This is a genomic window from Virgisporangium aliadipatigenens (assembly GCF_016863615.1).
Classification (GTDB): Bacteria; Actinomycetota; Actinomycetes; order Mycobacteriales; family Micromonosporaceae; genus Virgisporangium; species Virgisporangium aliadipatigenens.
Genome location: NZ_BOPF01000010.1, coordinates 188,585 through 209,591 on the forward strand (window position 1 = coordinate 188,585; position 21,007 = coordinate 209,591).

Annotated in this window: 16 protein-coding genes; 13 read left to right on the forward strand and 3 right to left on the reverse strand. The window is 73.7% G+C overall.

The window, feature by feature from the left end; genetic code table 11:
- Positions 1–275 precede the first annotated feature (275 nt).
- Together Val02_RS16675 and Val02_RS16680 are read left to right on the forward strand one after the other, a co-directional pair.
- Positions 276–1,790 (forward strand): LVIVD repeat-containing protein, encoded by a 1,515-nt coding sequence (locus Val02_RS16675; protein ID WP_203899982.1) that lies wholly within the window; start codon positions 276–278, stop codon positions 1,788–1,790.
- 141 nt (positions 1,791–1,931) lie between these two features.
- The gene (locus Val02_RS16680; RefSeq protein WP_203899983.1) at positions 1,932–3,335 is read left to right on the forward strand and encodes a dihydrolipoyl dehydrogenase family protein; all 1,404 of its coding nucleotides are present in this window, start codon (positions 1,932–1,934) and stop codon (positions 3,333–3,335) included.
- On the opposite strand, the gene Val02_RS16685 is transcribed toward Val02_RS16680, so the two are convergent.
- Together Val02_RS16685 and Val02_RS48215 are read right to left on the reverse strand one after the other, a co-directional pair.
- A complete protein-coding gene (locus Val02_RS16685) occupies positions 3,235–5,076 on the reverse strand; it encodes a glycosyltransferase 87 family protein (RefSeq protein WP_203899984.1) in 1,842 nt (613 codons plus the stop codon). The genes Val02_RS16680 and Val02_RS16685 overlap by 101 nt on opposite strands.
- A gap of 120 nt (positions 5,077–5,196) precedes the next feature.
- Entirely contained in the window at positions 5,197–5,328 is a 132-nt protein-coding gene (locus Val02_RS48215; RefSeq protein ID WP_275415579.1) for a hypothetical protein, read from the reverse strand.
- A 200-nt stretch (positions 5,329–5,528) separates the two neighbouring features.
- On the opposite strand from Val02_RS48215, the gene Val02_RS16690 reads away from it, so the two are divergent.
- The 6 genes from Val02_RS16690 to Val02_RS16715 all read left to right on the forward strand — a co-directional run bounded on the left by Val02_RS16690 (position 5,529) and on the right by Val02_RS16715 (position 15,904).
- Positions 5,529–9,056: an adenylate/guanylate cyclase domain-containing protein gene (locus tag Val02_RS16690; protein WP_203899985.1), complete on the forward strand. Its 3,528-nt coding sequence runs from the start codon at positions 5,529–5,531 to the stop codon at positions 9,054–9,056.
- Complete coding sequence (locus Val02_RS16695; RefSeq protein ID WP_275415580.1) at positions 9,053–10,681, forward strand: mucoidy inhibitor MuiA family protein; 1,629 nt, start codon at positions 9,053–9,055, stop codon at positions 10,679–10,681. The genes Val02_RS16690 and Val02_RS16695 overlap by 4 nt, the downstream gene beginning before the upstream one ends.
- Positions 10,682–10,691: 10 nt before the next feature.
- Positions 10,692–12,749 (forward strand): carbohydrate-binding protein, encoded by a 2,058-nt coding sequence (locus tag Val02_RS16700; protein ID WP_203899986.1) that lies wholly within the window; start codon positions 10,692–10,694, stop codon positions 12,747–12,749.
- Between the two features lie 115 nt (positions 12,750–12,864).
- Complete coding sequence (locus Val02_RS16705) at positions 12,865–13,533, forward strand: response regulator transcription factor (protein ID WP_203899987.1); 669 nt, start codon at positions 12,865–12,867, stop codon at positions 13,531–13,533.
- A complete protein-coding gene (locus tag Val02_RS16710) occupies positions 13,533–14,951 on the forward strand; it encodes a sensor histidine kinase (protein WP_203899988.1) in 1,419 nt (472 codons plus the stop codon). Before Val02_RS16705 ends, Val02_RS16710 begins: the two co-directional genes overlap by 1 nt.
- The gene (locus Val02_RS16715) at positions 14,951–15,904 is read left to right on the forward strand and encodes a TAXI family TRAP transporter solute-binding subunit (RefSeq protein WP_239153068.1); all 954 of its coding nucleotides are present in this window, start codon (positions 14,951–14,953) and stop codon (positions 15,902–15,904) included. Before Val02_RS16710 ends, Val02_RS16715 begins: the two co-directional genes overlap by 1 nt.
- Here Val02_RS16715 and Val02_RS16720 read toward each other — a convergent pair.
- On the reverse strand, positions 15,877–16,728 hold the full coding sequence (locus Val02_RS16720) for a LysR family transcriptional regulator (RefSeq protein WP_203900096.1): 852 nt from the start codon (positions 16,726–16,728) through the stop codon (positions 15,877–15,879). The genes Val02_RS16715 and Val02_RS16720 overlap by 28 nt on opposite strands.
- Positions 16,729–16,806: 78 nt before the next feature.
- Between Val02_RS16720 and Val02_RS16725 the strand changes: the two genes are divergently transcribed.
- The 5 genes from Val02_RS16725 to Val02_RS16745 all read left to right on the forward strand — a co-directional run bounded on the left by Val02_RS16725 (position 16,807) and on the right by Val02_RS16745 (position 20,768).
- Positions 16,807–17,538, forward strand: a complete 732-nt coding sequence (locus tag Val02_RS16725) for an SDR family NAD(P)-dependent oxidoreductase (protein WP_203899990.1) — start codon at positions 16,807–16,809, stop codon at positions 17,536–17,538.
- Between the two features lie 73 nt (positions 17,539–17,611).
- A complete protein-coding gene (locus tag Val02_RS16730) occupies positions 17,612–18,595 on the forward strand; it encodes a phosphotransferase (RefSeq protein ID WP_203899991.1) in 984 nt (327 codons plus the stop codon).
- A gap of 77 nt (positions 18,596–18,672) precedes the next feature.
- On the forward strand, positions 18,673–18,999 hold the full coding sequence (locus tag Val02_RS16735; protein ID WP_203899992.1) for a hypothetical protein: 327 nt from the start codon (positions 18,673–18,675) through the stop codon (positions 18,997–18,999).
- A 111-nt stretch (positions 19,000–19,110) separates the two neighbouring features.
- Positions 19,111–19,866: a hypothetical protein gene (locus Val02_RS16740; protein ID WP_203899993.1), complete on the forward strand. Its 756-nt coding sequence runs from the start codon at positions 19,111–19,113 to the stop codon at positions 19,864–19,866.
- A gap of 5 nt (positions 19,867–19,871) precedes the next feature.
- A complete protein-coding gene (locus Val02_RS16745; RefSeq protein WP_203899994.1) occupies positions 19,872–20,768 on the forward strand; it encodes a TIGR03619 family F420-dependent LLM class oxidoreductase in 897 nt (298 codons plus the stop codon).
- Positions 20,769–21,007: the final 239 nt, after the last annotated feature.

The window sequence follows — 21,007 nt, forward strand, 5'->3', positions numbered from 1 at the left end:
AGGGGATGTTGTAGGGCTCGCCGAGGGCCGCGCCGCGTCGTCGTCCGCTCCGCCGCCGTTTGCGATCAACAAGCCCGCGACCAGGGCCGATACGGCCACTGCGAGAGCGACGGGGACTGCGCGCCGGGGGAGCTTGGGCATGGCTACACGGTAACGGCGTCATCGATATGGGCAATTGATGATGATCGGTTCCACAAAGTGATGCACGTCACATCGACGGACGTGTGTACGGCGTAATGTCCACCCAACCCATCGATCCGCGTAAGGGGATGTACATGATCGCAGACACCCCACGAGGGCTGTGGCGACTCCGGGCGGGCGCACTGCTGGCGACGGCCGTCGTGCTCGGTACGGGCCTCGTGGCCACGCCCTCCCAGGCTAGTCCGTCCACTGTGGACTGTGCCGCGCTCGCCGCGGCCGGCGACAACTTCGCCGAACTCTGTCTCGACGGCACCGCCATGGACGACGCGGGCGCCACGCTGGCCCCCGACGAGATCTCCAGCAGCCCCAACATCCGCCAGGTCGCCAACATCCCCAAGCAGGGCACGTTCGACGCGCTGACGGCGCTCAACTCCGACATCGCGTTCCAGGACGGATACGCCTACGCCGGCAACTACAACGGCTTCATGGTGTACGACGTCAGGAATCCGAAGCGGCCGAAGATCGTGACCCAGGTGCTGTGCCCCGGTTCGCAGAACGACATCACGGTCTACGGCAACCTGCTGTTCCTCTCCACGGACACCTCGCGCAACGACGACTCGTGCAACAGCACGACCCAGTCCGCGACGATCAAGGAGTCGTGGGAGGGCATCAAGATCTTCGACATCAGCAACAAGTCGGCCCCGCGCTACATCAAGTCCGTCGAGACCAACTGCGGTTCGCACACGCACACGCTGGTGCCCAGCGCCGACCGGCGCACCGCCTACCTCTACGTCTCCTCGTACTCCCCGAACGCGACGTTCCCCGACTGCCAGCCGCCGCACGACCTGATCTCGATCGTCAAGGTCCCACTGCGCAACCCGACGTCGGCGGCGCTGATCGGCACGCCGAACCTGTTCCCGGACGGCGGATTCCCGGGCAGCCCCACCGGTTCGGCGACGACCGGCTGCCACGACATCACCGCCTACCCGGCGAAGCGGATCGCGGCCGGCGCCTGCATGGGTGACGGCATCCTGATGGACATCGCCGACCCGGAGGCGCCCCGCGTGATCAGCCGCGTGCGGGACACGACCAACTTCGCGTTCTGGCACTCGGCGACGTTCAACCAGTCCGGTGACAAGGTCATCTTCACCGACGAACTCGGCGGCGGCGGCGCGCCCACCTGCAACCCGACCATCGGGCCGAACCGCGGTGCGGACGCCATCTACGACATCCACGGCCGCGGCGACAACCGCACGCTCGAGTTCAAGAGCTACTACAAGATCCCGCGGACCAACGCCAACACCGAGAACTGCGTCGCCCACAACGGCTCGCTCGTCCCGGTCCTCGGCCGCGACATCATGGTGCAGGCCTGGTACCAGGGCGGCATCTCGGTCTTCGACTTCACCGACTCGGCGCACCCGGTCGAGATCGGCTACTGGGAGCGCGGGCCGCTGTCCGACACCCAGGCGATCACCGGTGGCTCCTGGTCGGCGTACTGGTACAACGGATTCGTCTTCTCCAACGACATCCAGAAGGGCCTCGACGTGCTCGAGGTCAACGACTGGCGGGTGTGGACGGCGAAGCTCAACCGCATCGGCACCCTCAACACCCAGTCCCAGCCGTGGTACTGGGGGCCTCCGGGCTTTTAGTTCTTGAAGAAATCGGAAGGGGCTCGGCCTTGGCGCCGGGCCTCTTTCTTTGTTTCGCCGTCCGCAGCGTGCTCTTACGGGGTGGTGATCGCTTGCGCGGATGCGGGAGTCCTGGACGCCGATCTCTGTAGGGTGGCCTGCGTGGAGGAGACGTTTGATGTTGTGGTGATCGGGGCGGGGCCGGCCGGCGAGAACGTGGTCGACCGGGCCGTGCGCGGCGGGCTGTCGGCCGCGATCGTCGAGTCGGAGTTGGCCGGCGGGGAGTGTTCCTACTGGGCGTGCATCCCCAGCAAGGCGCTGCTGCGGCCGGTGGAGTTGCACGCCGCGGCCGAGCGGGTGCCGGGGCTGTCCGTGGGGCGGATCGACGCGGCGGCGGTGCTCGCCCGGCGCGACGAGGCCGTCAGCAACTACGACGACGGCGGGCAGGCCAAGTGGATCGCGTCGGTGCCGGCGACGCTGGTGCGCGGGAAGGCGCGGCTCGACGGGCCGAAGCGGGTGGCGGTCGGCGACCGGGTGCTCGTGGCGCGGCACGCCGTCGTTCTGGGCACCGGCACGGGTGCGCTGATCCCGGACGTGCCGGGGCTGGCCGAGGCGAAGCCGTGGACCAACCGGGAGGCGACCGGGGTCAAGAGCGTTCCGCGGCGGCTCGTGGTGCTGGGCGGCGGGGTCGTCGCCTGCGAGATGGGGCAGGCGCTGCACGCGCTCGGCGCCACGGAGACCACGCTGCTGGTGCGCGGCGGTTCGCTGCTGCCACGCAACGAGCCGTTCGCGGGGGAGGCTGTCGAGAAGGCGCTGCGCGAGTCGGGGATCGACGTGCGGCTGCGGGCCGACGTGACCCGCGTCGAGCGGCCGGTCGAGGGCGGGCCGGTGACGGTGCACCTCGGTGACGGCAGCACCGTCGAGGCCGACGAGATCCTCGTCGCGACCGGGCGCACGCCGAACACCACCGGCATCGGGCTGCCGTCCGTGGGGCTGCCCGAGGGGAAGTACGTCGAGGTCGACGACTCGCTGCGGGCGAAGGACGTTCCCGAGGGATGGCTGTATGTCGTGGGGGACGCCAACGGGCGCAACCTGCTCACGCACATGGGGAAGTACCAGGCCCGGGTCTGTGGGGACGTGATCGTCGCGCGGGCGCGCGGCGACAAGGAGGACGACGGGCCGTGGTCGTCGCTGCGGGCCGGGGCCGACGGGCGCGGCGCGCCGCAGGTGGTCTTCACCGACCCGCAGGTGGCGGCCGCGGGGCTGACCGCGGCGCAGGCCCGCGAGCGCGGCCACACGATCCGCGTGGTCGAGTACGAGCTGCCCAGCGTCTCCGGCGCCTACCTGCGCGCCGACGGCCCGGGCAAGGCGTCCGCCGTGGTCGACGAGGACCGCCGGGTGCTGCTCGGGGTCACGTTCGTGGGGTCCGAGGTGGCCGAGCTGCTGCACGCGGGCACGGTCGCGGTCACGGCAGAGGTTCCGCTGGAACGTCTTTGGCACGCGGTTCCGTCGTATCCGACGGTGTCGGAGGTGTGGCTGCGGCTGCTGGAGGCGTACGGGCTGTAAGCGCCGGCAGAAGGAGGATCGCCGCGACGGCCGTGAGGCCCTGGAGGTTCGTGAACAGGGGAAACTCCAGGGCCCGGCCGATGAACGGGAAGCTGATCACCAGCACCAGGAACCACGCCGACACCAGCCACCAGCGCCCGGCCGCCGCGAGAGCGGCGATCGGCAGCGTCAGGAACACCAGGTGGTGCACCCAGGAGATCGGCGAGACGGCCACGGACAGGGCGGCGAGCACGCCGACGGCGGCGAGGCGGTTGCCGGCGCGTTCGCAGCGCCACGCCTGCCAGGTGGCGAGCGGCACGAGCGCCAGGGCGCAGGCGAGCCACGCGTACTCGGCGGGCCCGTCGGCCATCGCGCGCAGCAGCATGCCGCGCACGGACTGGTTGCCGGGGATGTCGTTGAGGCCGAAGCGGGTCGTGTCGCGCGAGGCGCGCAGGACGTAGTCGATCGAACTGGGCCACAGCAGCAGCAGGCCCACCAGCGTGGCGGCGCCGGCCCAGAGGATCGTTCCGCCGAGGCGGCGCCACTTGCCGGTGACCAGCAGCCACGGCAGGAACACCGCCGGCGTGAGCTTGATCGCGATGGCCAGCCCGAGCCCCAGGCCCGGCCGCAGCGGATGGTCCCCCGCGCGGCGGCGGCGCAGCAGGTCCAGCGCCACGAGCAGGACGAGGAAGAGCCCCACCTGCCCGAACCGCAGGTGGCTGCGCACCGGCGCGCTGACCAGGAGGGCGGCGACCGTGAGCGGGAGGCCGATGCGGTCGGCGACGGGCCGCAGCGCGTACGCCGCCACGCCGACCACCGCCGCCAGCGACGCCGCCGTCCACAGGAACTGCGCCAGCCCCAGCGGCATCCGCGACAGCGGCTCCATGATCAGGGCCGCGAACGGCGGATACGTGAACGGCATCGAGAAGACCGTGCGGTAGGCGTACAGGTTCTCGCCGGCGCCGGCCGAACCGCCCGCGCCGTGGTAGACGAGCATGTCCTTGAGGCGTTCCGGGCCGGGCTGCGCGAAGATGCCGGCGAGCGGGACGACCGCGGCGGCGGCCGGAATGCTCCAGGCCCACGGCGACGTGCGCAGCCAGGTTCGCTCTCTCGTGTACGGGCCGGCGTGGCGGGTGACCCGTTCGAGGACGACGAGCACCGTCGCGAGCAGAACGGCCCCCACCAGCACCCCGGCGACCGCGTCGGAGAACCAGTGCACCCCCAGGTAGACACGCGTCGCCCCGACCAGCGCACCCGCCGCGACCGCGAACGGCCACAGCCACCGCGGCGCCGGCCCGCCCTCGGGACGCCGCAGCCGGCCGACCTGCCAGGCGACGAGCCCCCAGCCCAGCACGGCGGCGGCCGAGTGCCCGGACGAGAACGTCGTGCGCACCAGCCCGCCGGGCGCCGGCCGGTCCAGGGAGGCGAAGAGCACGATCTCGACGACCTGCCCGGCGGCGAGCCCCGCGACCGGCAGGAAGACCCGCGCGGTGCGCCGCGAACGCAGGCCGAGCGCACACAGCACGAGCAGCACGGGGTAGAGCACCGGCCCGGCGCCGACCTGGGTCAACGCGGCCGCCACGCGGGGACCGGCACCGTCACCGGCGGCGTCGACGAGATCGCGCACCGCCATGTCCATGTCCAGCGGGGCGCCGTTGCGTGCCGCGACCACACCGGCGAGAACGGCCGCCCAGCCGGCGCAGAGCGCCACGAGAGCACCCCGGCGGATACCGGGCGACAGCGTCGTCACGGGGCCGGCCATGCGGGCACCTCCGGCGAAGATCGGTCCATTTCCGGCGGATGCTAGCCGCCCCGCTCAAACGAACAGAAGCGCCGGTCGTCCCGACTGGGGACAGACCGGCGCCTCGAAAAGTTCAGCGGCTCAGGTGACGCCCTTGCCCTGGGTTTCGCTGTCACCCGTGGACGTGACGCCCTTGCCATCAGTGGTGTTGTCGTCACCGGTGGACGTGACGCCCTTGCCGTCAGTGCCCTCACCGCCGGTCGGCTGGCTCATGATGTTCCCCCCTCCATCCATCCGCGGTTTTGATTCCGCCGCAGCATACGACGGGCCGCGCGCAACGCTACGGCGTGCCGGGTGCGCTGTGACCGCACAGTCGGAGGTGCGACACCCGGGTACCGATAGCCACATGTCCTCTGCCCGATAGCTGATCGAGTGTTCCGGTTGAGGCCGGTGCTTGGGATGATGTCCGCACGATGATGGAGGAGCCGCTGCCGGGGTACGCCATCGACCGAGCCTGCCCGAAGTGCCGCGCCCCCGCTGATCCGAGCCACCGGTTCTGCGGCCGGTGCGGCACCGCGCTGCCCATCGTGTGCTCCGGCTGCTTCACGATGGTGGCGCCGGGCTCCGAGTTCTGCACGTACTGCGGCAACGCGTTGCAGATCGACAGCCGCGGCACCCGGCCGGCGGTGCGCGAGGAGCGGCGCGTGGTGTCGGTGCTCTTCGTCGACCTGGCGGGGTTCACCAGCGTCGCCGAGCGGCTGGACCCGGAGGACCTGCGCCGGCTCCAGGTCTCCTACTTCGCCACGGCCAGTGCGGTGATCCGCCGGTTCCAGGGGATCGTCGAGAAGTACATCGGCGACGCGGTGATGGCGGTCTTCGGCGTTCCCGTGCAGACCGAGCTGGACGCACTGCGGGCCGTGACGGCCGGTCTGGAGCTGCAACGCGCGCTCGACGGGCGGCTCCTGGCCGGGCGCTACCGGATGCGCGCGAGCGTCGGCGTGGCGACCGGCGAGGCGCTGGTCGACCTGGCCGCGGCCCGGCACGGCGGCGAGGTGCTCGCCTCCGGCGACGTGGTCGCGACGGCCGCCCGCCTCCAGCAGAACGCCCCCAAGGGCAGCGTCCTCGTCGACATGCCGACCCGGCGGGCCACGATCGGTTCGATCCGCTACGCCGAGCAGGCCGAGACGATCAGCCTGGCCGGCAAGTCCGCGCCGATGAACGTCTGGGTCGCCCGCGAGACCGCCCGGGTGCGCCTCGACGAGGACGTCGAGGACACGCCGCTGGTCGGCCGGGCGCACGAGCTGGACGTGCTCAACGCCGCCCTGGTGCACTGCGTGGCGAGCCGGCAGGCGCAGCTGGTCTCCCTGGTCGGGCCGCACGGGCTGGGCAAGAGCCGTCTGGTGCGGGAGCTGTGGCGGCGGATCGACGCCTCCGAGGAGATCTTCGTCCGGTGGCGGGTCGGCCGCTGCCTGCCCTACGGGGAGAGCGGCCCGTACGGCGCCCTAGCGGAGATCGTCAAGGCGCAGGCGAACGTCTACGAGACCGACGACGTGGCGACCGCGCGGGAGCAGCTGGCGGCCTCCCTGTCGGAGATACTGCCGGCGAGCGAGGTGGACCGGCTGACCCGCCTGCTCGGACCGCTCGCCGGGCTGCCCGGCCGGCCGGTGAGTCCCGGGGAGATCGACGCCGCGTGGCGGCAGATCCTGCTGGCGCTCGCCGCGCACATGCCGACCGTGCTGGTCGTCGAGGACCTGCACTTCGCCGACCCGGCGATGCCGCGCTTCCTGACCGACCTGGTGAAGGCGGCCAGCGACGTTCCGCTGTTCGTGCTGTGCACCTACCGGCCGGAGCTGCTGGAGGACCAGCCCACCTGGGCGGCCGCGCTGCCGGGCAAGCTGACCATCTCGCTCGGCCCGTTGCGCGGCGCGCAGCAGCACGAGCTGATCCGCAACCTGCTGGTGCGCCACCGGCTGCCCGAGCGGCTCACCGAGCGCCTGGCCACCATCGTCTCCGGCAACCCGCTCTACGCGGTCGAGTACGTGCGGATGCTCGCCGAGCGGGCCGTCGACACCGAGCCCGAGCTGGGCATGGACATGGCGATCCCGGAGACGGTGCACGGCGTTCTGGCCAACCGTATCGACCTGCTCGACCCGGAGTCGCGCACCGTGCTGCACGCGGCGGCGGTGCTCGGCGACACGGTCTGGTCCGGCGCGGTGTGCGCGATGCTCGACGTCGAGGACGCCACGGTCGAGTCCAGCCTGCACGTGCTCCAGCGGCGCGGGATCCTCGAGGCCAACCAGGTGTCGCTGCTGGTCGGGACGACCGAGCTGACGTTCCGCAACCTGCTGATGCGCGATGTCGCCTACCGGCGGCTGCCGCGGGCCCAGCGCGCCTCGCTGCACCGGCGCGCGGCGGCCTACTTCTCGGACGCCTCGGTCGAGGGGCGGCACGATCTCGCCGCCGCGGTGGCGCACCACCGGGTGGCCGCGCTGGAACTGGCGACGAAGCTGGGCGAGGAGACGGCCGAGGACGCGCTCGGGGCGCGTCGGGCGTTGACGGCCGCGGGCGAGGCGGCGTTCGCGGTGTACGCCGTGGAGACCGCGCTCGGGCACATCGAGCAGGCGTTGAACCACTGGCCCGCCGGCGACGACATCGGGCAGCGGCGGGAGACGGAGCTGCTGCGGCTGCGGCTGTCGTTCCTGGCCGACGCGGACCGGTTCTACCGCGACGGCGGGCCGAAGGACATCGCCCGGCTGATCGACGTGACGCGCGAGCTGGGGGACCGTTCCGGGGAGGCGCGGGCGGAGACGCTGCTGGGGCAGGCCGAGCTGATGCGCGCCGACCGGGACCGCGCCCGCTCGCACCTGGAGGCGGCCGTGGCCATCTTCGACGCGCTGCCCGACGACCCGGCGAAGGCGGAGGCGCTGGCCGAGCTGTCCCGGCTGCACCTGATGGAGTACGAGCACGCGCGGGCGCTGCCGGAGGCGCGCGCGGCCGGCGACCTCGCCGCGCGGCTGGGCCTGGCCGACCACGCGGCCAACGCGCTGGTGACGCAGGCAATGGCGCGCTACGTCGGCGGCGACCGGGCCGGCGTAGACGACCTCGAACGCGCCGTGACACTCTGCCGCACCCGGCGCCTGCCCGCGCTGCGCCGCGCACTGGCCAACCTCGCCCTCGCCCTGCAGGAGGAGGGCGACCTGACCCGGGCCGCCGCGCTGGAGGCCGAGAGCACGGCCGCGCAGGGCGCCCAGGTGACGCTGGTGGTCAGCCACGACGAGGAGGCCGAGCTGGCCTGGTTCCGCGGCGACTGGGTGACCCTGATGCGCGCCGCCGACGACTATCTCGACGGCGACGGCGACGAGACCAAGGAGTGGGACCTCCAGCTGCGCGGCCGGCGGGCGTGCCTGCGGATCCTGCGCGGCGAGCCGACCCGGGGAGAGCTGACCCGCTGCCTGGAGACGGCGCGCCGCTCCGGGTTCAACCGGCTGACGTTCTGCGCGCTGTCGTACGGGGCGCTCGGGCACGCGCTGTACGGGGAGTTCGACCGGGCCGTGGAGCTGCTGGAGGAGACGGTGCGGCTGTGGCGTTCGGCGCCGACCGGGGTCACCCTCGAGTGGCTGTCGGCGCTGGGGCACGCGGGCGCGCTGACCGCGGAGGCGGTGCCCGAGGCGGCGGCGCTGGTCGGTGAGGTCATCGCGACGGCGCTCAACCGCAACCGCTGGGTCGAGGCGGCGGCGGCACTGGCCGACGGGGCGGCGGCGACGGTGCGGGGCGAACGGGCCGCGGCCGCCGCGCACTACACGACCGCGATGGAGCGCTACGACGTGATCGGCGGGATCAGCGATGCGGTGCTCGCGGCGCTGTGGGCGGCCCGGGCGCGGCGGGCGCTCGGCGACAAGGCGGGCGCCGAGCCGCTCGAACGCCGCGTGCGCGCGTTCGCGGAGCGCAATCGTGTGCCCGGCCTCGCGGCCTTGCTCGCGTCACTACCCTCGACCGGGTGAGCCTGCCGCCTGATCAAGACTTCACCGAGCCCGTCGACGCGCCGATCGTCGCCGTCACCGTGTATCCGCACCGCGCGCGGGTCACCCGGCGCGGGTCGGTGCGCCTGCCGGCCGGCCGGCACCGGGTGTTCGTGGAGCCGTTGCCGCCCAACCTGATCAGCGACTCGATCCGGGTCGGCGGCCAGGGCAACGCGGCCGTGCTGGGCGTCGACGTGGTGCGGCGCACCCGGCCGGTGAGCCCGGACCCGGGCGTGGCGCAGATGCGGGAACGCCGCCGCGTGCTCGACGCCGAGCAGGCCGAACTGGCGGACCTCGACGCGGTGCACCTGCGGCACACGGAGTTCCTCACGTCGTTGGGGCAGCGGGCGAGTGCGAGCTACGCGCGGGCGCTGGCGATCGGTTCGGCCCACCCGGACGCGGTGGCGGCGTTCGCGGACAGCCTCACGAGCCAGTTGACCGAGGCGCACGCCCGGCGGCGGGACCTGGTGCAGCGGCGCGAGGAGGTCGGCCGCGAGATCGCCGCCCTGGAACGCCGGCTGACCGCCGCGGGCAACCGGCGGGAGCCGGACCGGACGGCCGCGGCCGTCGACGTGGAGGTCGGCGAGGGCGGCACCGACCTGCTCCTGGACCTGTCGTACATGGTCGACGGCGCCGGTTGGACCTCCTCCTACGACGTGCGCGTCGACGGCGAGAAGCTCTCGCTCACCTGGTACGGGCAGGTCAGCCAGCGCAGCGGCGAGGACTGGCCGGAGTGCGAACTGGCGCTGTCGACGGCCCGGCCGGCGGAGACGGCCACGGTGCCGGAGCTGGACCCCTGGTACCTGAACCGGTACACGCCCCCGCCGCCGCCGCGTCCGATGACCTACCCCGGCGCCGCCTACGGGCAGCCGGCGATGGCGGCACCCGGCGGCCCGCCGCCGATGCCGTCCGCCGCGCCGATGGCGAGTGCGGTGGAGGCCGCCCCGCCGCCGCCGGTCGTGCAGGCCACGGCGACGGTGAGCCAGGGCGTGACGGCGGCGACGTACCGGACCGCGCGGCCGGTGGCCGTTCCGTCGGACGGGCAGGAGCACCGGGCCACGGTGGCCGCGCTCGATCTGGCGGTGGTGCTGGACCACGTGACCGCGCCGGCCGTATCCACCGATGCGCACCTGCGCGCCACCGTCACGAACACCAGCGAGCACACCCTGTTGCCGGGCAAGGCGTCGGTCTTCACCGCCGGGGAGTTCGTCGGGACGACCGGGTTGCAGACGTGGGCGCCGGGCGAGGAGATCGAGCTGGCCCTCGGGGTCGACGACCGGGTGCGCGTCGAACGGGAACTGGTCAACCGCAAGGCTTCCAAGGCGACGCTCGGGGCGACCCGCCGCCAGGAGGTGGAGTACCGGATCCGGGTCACCAACCACACGCCGAGGCCCAGCCGGCTCACGATCCTCGATCAGCTGCCGGTCTCCCGGGACGAGAACATCGTCGTGCGGGAGCTGAAGGTCGTTCCGCCGCCGGCCGAGCGGACCGAGCTGGGCGTGCTGACGTGGCGGTTCACGCTGCCGCCGGGCCAGCCGGTCGAGATCTTCCTCGGCTTCCGGGTGGATGTATCCAAGGGTGTCGAACTGGTGGGCTGGAGGGAATAGCCTTGGCGCTGTGCGCGTCAGGCGACTCTGCGGTGTGCTCCTCTGCGGGGCGCTGGTGCTGGCGGCGGCCGGCAGCCGGGGTCCGGGGCGGGTTGCCGTTCCGGAGGAGGGGCCGCCGGGCACCGTGACGGTGTACGGGCGGGCCGGCGCGTTCGGTTCGCTCGGGACGACCGTCCCCAGTGGACAGACGGCGTCGACGCGTGCGGTCCCCGGATGGGGTTTTCCGCCGGGCGTCATGGCCGGACGGGTGATCGGCGCGGGCGACGGGACCCTTGTCGTCGCCGGCGTCACGCAGTCCTGGGAGGGGCGTTCGAGGTCGGCGCAGACGGTGCTGACGACGTTCGACCCGGTGGCGCGGCGGTCGACGACGGTGCGGGTGCCGACGACCACGGGTGAGACCTCCGTGCGGACTCCCGCCGGTGCGCTCGCCGGCGGTTCGGTGCGCGGGCTGGTGGCGTTGGGCGGGCCGGACGACGCGGTGGCGTTCACGGTGCGCCGGTCGGTCGCGGATCCGGGGCCCGCCGCGGAGCGCACCTGGCCGGTGCTCGGTGTGCTGACCCGCGATGGTCCACAGTGGACGGTTCGGCCGGAGAACGTGCGCAGTGCCGCCGGGATCGACGCGCTCGACCCGGGGACGTGTGCCGACGGTTCGTGTGCGGCGTTCGGGGATCTGGCGGCGCTGCCGGCCTCCGGCCGGCTCGTGGCGGCCGTGGCGGACCCGCCGGGTCTGCGGGTGATGCGCGTCGAACGGCAGCCCGGGAGCGGTGATTACGTCGTGCGGATGGGCGCGCATTACCCGTTCCCCCGGATGGAAGGGCTGCGGGTGGCGCCGCGGGAGGTGCACGCGGACCCCACGGGGGTCGAAGGCGACGAACGGTTTGTCGTCGGCCTCGACGTGACGGCACCGGACGGCACCCCGCGGGCGCCTGTGCTGCAGGCCTTCACGCTGTCCGGCGAGGGGATCCGGCCGACGACGCCGCCGCTGATCCCGGGGACCCGCTCGGACAAGAAGGAACTGCCGTTCGTTGGCTACGGCGCGCTGCGCTACGACCGCGACGGCAACCTGTGGGCGGCCCGCCACAGCAACCTCAACGGCGGCAGCCTCGCGCTCTACTTTCCGGGCGGCAACCTCGCGGCGTGCCGGCCCGACGGGCGGCCGGCGGGCGACTACCGCACGCGGGGCGCCGACGGGGCGCAGACGTGGGGCGTCGCCTGCCGTCCGGACTTCGATCTGGTGCAGGCCAACCGATTGGTGGGCATGACGGGACTGATCCCCGACCCGGACACCGGAGTCATGGTGGCGCTCACGCTCACCGGCACGCTCATGTCGGTGCGGGTGAGCGGGCACGGGCCCGGGATGACGTTCCGGATGGGGACGCCGGTCGACCTCGGGCGCGTGCTGCTGCCGCAGCCGACGCCGCTGACCGGCGACAGCTGGCCGGGCGTGGTCGCCGCCGGGCACACCCTGTGGATCGCGGCGTACCAGGGCGACGGCTCGCGCGACGAGGTCACCGGCGACCAGTACCTGTACGCGGTGCGGCTGAGCGACCTGTTCGACCCGCCGCCGGTGCCGCTGTCCGGCCTGCCCGGCCAGGAGACCGTGGTGCAACTGGAACGGACCAGAACGGGAACCACCCGGCTGCGCGCGGGCGTGGACGCCACCGTCGACGTCGACCCGGACGCCTACTTCGGGCATTGCGCGCCCTGGCCGGCGGAGACCGGATGCGGCTACGACGGCGTTCCCGGCAACGATTTCATCCTCATCGACGACACTGGATTCGGTCATCAGGGCGGTCCGATCGAGATCCCGGTCCACGTGGCCGTCGCGGGGCGCTACCGGGTGGTGTATCGCGTGTGGACGTTCGAGAACGTGCCGAACGCGGCCGTGCGGCTCGAGGTCGCCGGGTCGACGGTGGTGACACCGGTCAACACCAACGGACTCTGGCGGATCGTGGCCGTGCCCGGGACCGTCGACCTGCCGGCCGGGCCGCAGGTGCTGCGGCTGAGCGCCCCGTCGCCCGCGCGCCGCGGCTGGGGGATGAGCTGGATCGGCTTCCAGCGCGCCTGAACGTCAAGCTTCTGCAAAGCGCCGGGGTCCGCGACCGGCCCCCGCTCTTAACCTGACGCCGTGCCGGGGTTGGCGTGAGTGTAGGACCATCGACGCAGGACAACGAGGAGGACCGATGCGGGTACTGCTCGTCGAGGACGACTTCCGGCTGGCGCGGGCCTTGGTGACCGCGTTGCGCCACAAGGATTACGAGGTCGACCACGCGATGACCGGCGCCGCGGCGCTGGCCGCGCCGGTGGCCGACCTGGTGCTGCTGGACCTGGGGCTGCCGGACATGGACGGGTTCGAGCTGTGCCGCCGGCTGCGCGAGCGCAGCGACGCGGGCATCATCGTGCTGACCGCCCGCGCCGAGGAGCGGGACCGGGTGGCCGGGCTGCGCGGCGGGGCCGACGACTACGTCGTCAAGCCGTTCGGGTTTCCCGAGTTGCAGGCCCGGATCGAGGCCGTGCTGCGGCGGGCCCGGCCCCGCTCCGCCGGGGTGCATACCGTGGGGCCGCTGCGGGTCGACGTCGACAGTCACACGGCTTTCGTGGGAACGTCCGAAGTGGCGCTGACCAACATCGAGTTCCAGCTGTTGGCGATGCTCGCCGCGCAGCCGGGCAGGACGGTGAAGAGCGATCGGATGCTGGCCGAGGTGTGGCACACCACCTGGCCGCCCATGCGGCGCACGTTGCAGGTTCACATGTCGACGCTGCGGGGGAAGCTGGGCGAGGCCGCGGCGATGATCCACACGGTGCGCCGGGTCGGCTACCGGCTGAGCGCGGCCGAGGAGGAGTCCGGCTGATGCGCCGCCGGCTGCGCCTGATCTTCGTGAGCCTGCTGGCGCTGGTTCTGCTGGGACTGGATCTGCCGTTGGCGGCCGCGCTGACCGGGCGTTCGGCGCGGGAGATGTTCATCGACCGGCTCAACGACACGGCCCGGTTCGCGGATCTGGCGGAGCAGTTCGTGCGCACCGGGCGGGATGTCGACCTCGGTGCGCAGGTGCGGCAGTACGACGAGATGTTCGGGATCGCGGTGGTGATCGTGGACCGGACGGGCCGGCCGCTGCTCGCCTCCCGCGACGGGCTGGACCTGTCGGCCGGGCCGCTCGCGCAGCGGTTGGACCAGGCGCTCTCCGGCCGGCACGCCGCGCTGCAGGAGACGTTCTGGCCGTGGCGGGACGAGCCGCTGGTGGTAGCGTCGCCGATCGGGCCGGGCGGCGAGGTGCTCGGTGCCGTCCTGTCGGTGTCGCCGGTGTCGGCGCTGCGCGCCCTGGCGTGGCGCACGCTGCTGCTCATCACGGCGGTGAGCCTGCTGGTGCTGGCTGCCGGGGCGGCCGTCACCGGACCGCTGGCGCGCTGGATGACGCGGCCGGTGGAGACCCTGGGACTGGCCGTCGAGGCGCTGTCGGAGGGGCGGTTCGACGATCGGGTGCCGGCCGACGCCGGGCCGCCGGAGCTGCGCACGCTCGCGACGGCGTTCAACCGGATGGCCGACCGGATCGCGACCCTGGTCGAACGGCAGCGCAGCTTCGTGTCGTACGCGAGCCACCAGTTGCGCACGCCGCTGGCGACGATCTGGCTGTGCCTGGACAACCTGCGCCCCTCCGTCGGTCCGCAGGGGGCGGACGACCTCGACCTGCTGGCCGACGAGGTGACCCGGATGCGCGACATGTGCGACGCGCTGCTCTCCTACGCCCGGGCGGAGGTGACGGCCGCCGACGTGACCACGGTGGACGCCGGTGCCGTCGCCGACGAACGGGTGGGCGTCTGGCGCGCGATGGCCGAGCTGGCCGGGGTGGGGCTGCGCCGCGAGGGGGCCGCGAGCGTGCCGGTGCGGGTGGCCGCGCAGGTGCTGGACCAGGTGCTCGACGCCCTGCTGAGCAACGCCGTGAAGTACGCGGGTCGGGGCGCCGAGGTGGTGGTGTCGGTGGAGCCGGCGCGCGAGGGCCGGGTGGCGGTGCACGTCGTCGACGACGGGCCGGGGATGCCGGCGGAGGATCTCGCGCGGGCGGCGCAGGCGTTCTGGCGCCGGCCGGATCACCAGAACCTCGACGGCTCCGGGCTCGGCGTCACCGTCGCCGACTCGCTCGTGACGGCCTCCGGCGGCCGGCTGGAACTGCTTCCCGCGCGGCCGCACGGGTTGCACGCGCGCATCGTGCTGCAGGCGGCCGGGCGGGACGGCGCCGTCGCGGCGGGCGCGTCCGGGACGGAACGGGCGTGATGGACCGGCGGGGGTTCCTGCGCACGGCCGGCGCGCTCGCCGCCGCGCTGCCGGCCGCCGGCTGTGACGGCGCCGCCGCCCCGCCCCTGGAACGCCTGACGATCGCGGCCGGCGGCCCGGACGACGGCTTCCGTCCGATCGCCGAGGCGCTGGCCGCACACGCCCGGGACCGCTGGTCGATCGAGGCACGGGTGGTCGACGCGACCGGCCCCCGGGAGAGCCTCGAACTGGTGACGGGCGGCGGCGCGGCGGTGGCGTTCGCGCCGGCGGACCTGGTGGCGGTGGCCCGCGGCGGGGAGCCGCCGTTCCGCGGCGCGCTGCCGGTGTTGGCCCTGGCGAACCTCTACGAGGACGTGGTGCACGCGTTCACCCGGGTCGACGTGGGCGTGCGGGAGCTGCCGCGCTTCGCCGGGCGCAGGCTCGGTACGGGGTCCCCCGGGGCCGAACTCGTCACGACCCGCCTGCTGGCCGCGGGCAGGCTGACGATCAACGCGAACGTGCAGCCGATCCCGTTGCGCGTGGCGGACGCGGCCGAGGCGCTGGCGGCCGGGACGGTGGACGCGTTCGTGGTGAGCGGGGCTCCGCCGCTGGCGCCGATCCTGCGGGTGCGCGAGCGGGTGCGCCTGCGGCTGCTGCGGCTGACCGACGAGGTGGAGCAGCTGCGGGCGAGCTGGGGCGGCACGTACGCCGAACGTTCGATGCCGATGAGCGTGTACGACACCCCGGAGGGCGACGTGACCGTGGGCGTCGCCAACCTGCTGGTCGCCTCGGCCGAACTGCCCGACGCGGTGGCCCGCGCGCTGACCGGCCTGCTGTTCGACGCCCGCCCGGCACTGATCGCGGCGCTCCCGGCCGCCCGGCGGATCGACCCGCGCACCGCGCTCGCCACCGGCCCGGTGCCGCTGCACCCGGGGGCGCGGCGGCACTACCGGGAGACGAAGCCGTTCGCGTAGGCCGCCGCCTCGCAGGCCGCGCGCACAAAGCCCGCGAGCGCCCGCGAACGGCTGCCCTCCGGCCACGCCAGCAGCGTCACGACCGGCTCCGCGTCGCGCATCGGCACCGTGACGAGGCCGGCCCGCAGGTCGTCGCGGCAGCTCTCGGGCAGCACGGCGACGGCCTCGCCGAGTGCGATCAGGTACATGAGCTGGCCGCCGTCGCGCACCGCGGGGCCGGGGCCGGAGTCCTTGTCGCCGGGCCAGCTCGGCAGCGGTTCGCCGGCCAGATCCGCCCAGGCGAGGCTCTCCCGCCCGGCGAGCCGGTGCCCGGCCGGCAGCACGGCCACCATCGGCTCGGTCTTGAGCTCCTCGTGGTCGAACCCGGAGAGGTCGTCGAAGGGCCGGTGCAGCAGCGCCACGTCGGCCCGCCCGTCGCGCAGGTGCGCGGCCACCTCGCCGATGCCGCAGACGGCCACCTCGACGGCGATCGCGTCTGGCTGCGCCCGGTAGGCGGCGAGGATGTCGGGCAGCATCCGGGAGTCGCCGCCGGGCTTGGTGGCGAGGACGAGCCGCGGGGCGCCCTGGCCGGCGCGCGTCGTGCGCCTGGTGGCCGCGTCGAGCGCGTCGAGGGCCCGGCGCCCCTCGCGCAGCAGGACGTCGCCGGCCGGGGTGAGGCTGACCCGGCGGCTGGTGCGCGCGAAGAGCGTGACGCGCAGGCGCCGTTCGAGCGCGCGGATGGCGCGGGACAGCGGCGGCTGGGCGATGCCGAGGCGCTCGGCGGCGCGGCCGAAGTGCAGTTCCTCCGCGACGGCGACGAAGTACTCCAGGTCCCGCCGGTCCAGCCCATCCATACCCTCACGGTATCGGTGCGGACCCGGTTCGTCATCGCCGCGTCGGGCCGGCGCGGGTTGGCTGGGCGCATGGCAAACACCACCATCGCCCTGGTCACCGGGGGAAACAAGGGCATCGGCTTCGAGACGGCGGCGCAGCTGGCCGCGACCGGGGCCACCGTGTTGCTCGGCGCGCGGGACCGGGTCCGCCGCGAGGAGGCCGTCGCCGCGCTGCGGGCCACCGGTGCGGACGTGCATCCGGTCGAACTGGACGTGACGGACCCCGCGAGCGCCGTCGCGGCGGCCGCTCTCGTGGACGCCACCTACGGCCGGCTCGACGTGCTCGTCAACAACGCGGCGGTCAGCGGGGGCTGGATGCCGCTGACCGGTTCGGATCCGGCCGTGGTCCGCGCGGTGTTCGACACCAACGTCGTCGGCGTCATGAACGTCACCAACGCGTTCCTGCCGCTGCTGCGCAGGTCGGCCGCGCCGCGCGTGGTCAACGTCTCCAGCAGCGTCGGCTCGCTGCACGTCCAGCGGGACTTCCGGGGGCCGCTGGGGCAGCTGCCCGGCTCGGCGGCGTACGTGCCGTCGAAGGCCGCGCTGAACGCGTTGACCGTGCAGTACGCCAAGGAACTGCGCGGCACCGGCATCCTCGTGAACGCCGTCGACCCCGGCTACTGCGCCACGGATTTCAACAACCACGCCGGCACCCGCCCGGCCGCCGCCGGCGCCGCGAACGTCGTGCGGCTGGCGACGGTCGGTAACGACGGCCCCACCGGCGGCTTCTACGCCGACGACGGGGCCGTCGTGCCCTGGTGACGTTCTACTGTGGACAATCCACCGATAGGGTCCTGGAAAGGGCGCCCGGCGCCTGGTGGTTACGCTTCTGCGCATGAGGAGCCCCACGCAGGTCCGGCTCACGCCGGGGCAGCTCGAGGCGTACGCGCGGCAGGCGTTCGGGGCGGACGCCGTGCTCGCCGACTGTGCCGAACTGGGCGGTGGCGGCTTCGCCGCGGTGTGGCGCCTGCGCCTCGCGGACGGACGCACCGGTGTGCTGAAGGTGGGGCCGCCGCCCGGCGTGCGCCTCCTGCGCTACGAACGGGACCTGATCGACGCCGAGGCCGGATATCTCCGACTCGTGCGTGAGCGGGCACAAGCCGTTCCCACGCCGGAGATCCTGTACCACGGCGGGAACTGGATGGTGACGACGCTCCTGCCCGGGACGGCGCTGCCGGACCTGCCCCCGGGGGCGGACGACGCGCCGGTGCGGCACGGACTGGGCGCGGCGGTCGCGCACCTGCACCGGGTGACCGGGCCGCGCTTCGGCTACCCGGGGCTGCGGGTGCACCGCGGGGCCTGGCGGGCGGCGTTCACCGCGATGGTGGAGGACCTGCTCTCCGACGGCGACGACTGGGGCGTGCCGCTGCCCGTCTCGGCCCGGCGGGTGCGCGAGGCCGTCGCGCGCCACGCGTGGGCCCTCGACCGCGTCGAACGCCCCGCGCTGCTGCATTTCGACCTGTGGGACGGCAACGTCCTGGCCGTCACCGACGACGGCGGCGGCCTCGCGCTGGGCGGCCTCGTCGACGGCGAGCGCTACCTCTTCGGCGACCCGCTCGTGGACTTCGTCTCCCCGGCGCTGCGGCGGCGGATCGAGGACGAGCCGGAGCACCCGTTCGTGCGCGGGTACGAGTCCGTGGCCGGGCCGGTGCGCTTCGACAACGCGGCCCGCCGTCGTCTCGCTCTGTATCGGCTCCATCTCTATCTGCTGATGCTGGTGGAGATGCCGAGCCGGGCGATGGTCGGGCCGTCCTCGGTCGAGCGGCGGGAACGGTTGGGTCAGCTGTTCACCGAAGAGATGGACGTGCTCGGCGGGTGAATACACCCTCCCACATAGTGGGAGTCACTCGGGCGGGCGGGTGCGCCGCAGGGCTCTGACCGGGTATTTTGTCATCCGTGACCGTCGATTCGCGTACCCGCCGTGTGCGGTGGTGCGCGCGCCGTGGTCGCCGGTGGGCCTCCGTGTTCGCGGCGCTGACGTTCGCGCTGAGCGGTGGGTACCTCCAGGCACCGGCCGTGGTCACGACGCCACCGCCCGCGTCCGCGGTCGTGGCGCAGGCGGACGCCCCGGTCGCCGCCGCGGAGACGGTCGCCCCCTCGCCCGCCGAGGAGCCCGCGCGACCCGTGGTGGTCGCCGTGGCGGCTCCACTGTGGACCGACGCCGTTGTCCCCGCCGGGGTCACCCCGGTCGCTGTCGGGTCGCGGGCTCCACCCGCCGTCTGACCTCCACGTGTTTCGCGGTACCCGGCTTCTGGGAACGGGTGTCGCCGTAGTTCCCGTGCTCCCCGCCGGTCCCACTCTCCCCGTGTTTCCCCACGAGCAGGAAGCCTCACCATGTCCGACGTCTTCTCGCCGGCCGCCGACACGTTCGCGTCCGGTATGCCCACCGCCCTGTCCATCTGGTTCCTGCTGACCGCCGCGGTCGCCGCCCCGTTCGCGTTGCTGGCCATGCTCTTCGGCTTCCTCGACTGGCGCCGCTCGCGCAAGGCCCGCGCCGCGCGGGCCGCCCTTGGCAAGCCGTCGTTCGGGAAGCGGGCCGCGGAGTCGCGCCGCTACGCCGACGAGATCGGGGCCGCCGCCGAGCGCGCCACCGAGATGGCCGAACGCCGTCGCGACCAGTGGCTCGCCGCGCACATCGCCACCGAGGCCGCCTGGAAGGCCTACGACACCGCCGATGCCGAATGGCGCCGGCTGGACAAGGCCGCCGCCTACCCGACCCCGGAGGCCACCCCCCGAACGCCCGAAGAACTGCACAAGGCCGCGCAGGAGGCGTTCCGGCGCGGGCAGATCGACTCCGACCAGCTGCTCGACATCCTGTTCCACCGCAACGGATTCGACCCGGAGCGGCACCCGTTCGAGCTGGACGCACTGCTGCGGCGGGCCGCGCGGGACCGGCTGCTGCGCTCCTACCGCGCCGCGTCGGCCGCCGAACGCGAGGCGTGGCGGCAGGCCGAGACCGCCTCCGCCGCCCGCAAGAGCCTCCAGGAAGAAGCCCGGCTCGCGCGCGGGCGCGCCGTTCTCGCCACCCGCCAGCCGGTCGTCGCGACGGCCGCACGGCGCACCAGCAGCAACGAACTCGTTTACGGTTAGGAGTCATGGACGTCGGATTCGGACTGCCGGTATCGGGCGCGTGGGCGCAGCCGGAGATCGTCGCGCGGGTCGCCCGGCGCGCCGAGGAGCTGGGCTACCGTTCACTGTGGACGTTCCAGCGGGTGCTCGTGGGCGTCGACCAGCAGCTCGATCCCGTCTATCGCAGCGTGCTGGACCCCTTGGTGACGCTGGCCTTCGCGGCGGCGCACACGTCCCGGATCCGGCTCGGCGTGGCGGTGCTCAACGTGCCGTTCGTGTCGCCGGCGATCGTGGCCAAGCAGGCGTCCACAGTGGACAGACTGAGCGGCGGGCGCCTCGACCTCGGGCTCGGTGCCGGCTGGTCGGAGGTGGAGTTCGCGGCCACCGGCTCGGACGGGGCCCGGCGCGGCAAGCGGGTCGAGGAGTTCGTCCAGGTGCTGCGCACCCTGTGGGGCGACGAGGTCAGCTCGCACGCCGGGGAGTTCTACACCGTGCCGCCGAGCCGGATGGCGCCGAAGCCGGTCACCCGGCCGGGGCCGCCGATCCTGCTCGGGGGCACGGTGCCGGCCGCGTTGAAGCGGGCGGGGCGGATCGCCGACGGCTGGGTCAGCAGCAGCCGGGCCGACCTGTCCGAGATCGCCGACAGCGTCGACCTGGTGCGCCAGGGGGCCGCCGAGGCCGGCAAGGACCCGGCGGGCGTGCGCGTCGTGGTGCGCGGCGTGCTGCGCACCGACCCGGGCGTGCGACTGCTGCACGGCGAGCCGGACAAGGTGCGCGGCGACCTCGACGCGCTGGCGGTGCAGGGGGTCACCGAGGTCTTCCTGGACCTCAACTGGGATCCGCTGATCGGCTCGCCGGACGTGTCGCCCGAGGCGGCGACGGAGCGCGCGTCGGCGCTGCTCGAGGCGTACGCGCCGGCGTGAACGCCCAGGGTTTCGTGATCCTTCCGGGCCTGCTGGCGGCCGAGGAGTTGTCCGCCGCGCGGGAGCATGCGGCGACTAGCGGGCGTCGCGCCGGCGAGTCCACATCTGGGGTTCGTGGCCGGACGGGACCCCGAGACCTGGTTGTCCGCATCGCGGGACGGGTGATCTGCGCCACGGCGCCCGGGCGGGTGACGGCTGCCGCTCGCTCATGAACGTCCGGTACCCTCGGAGGTCAGGTC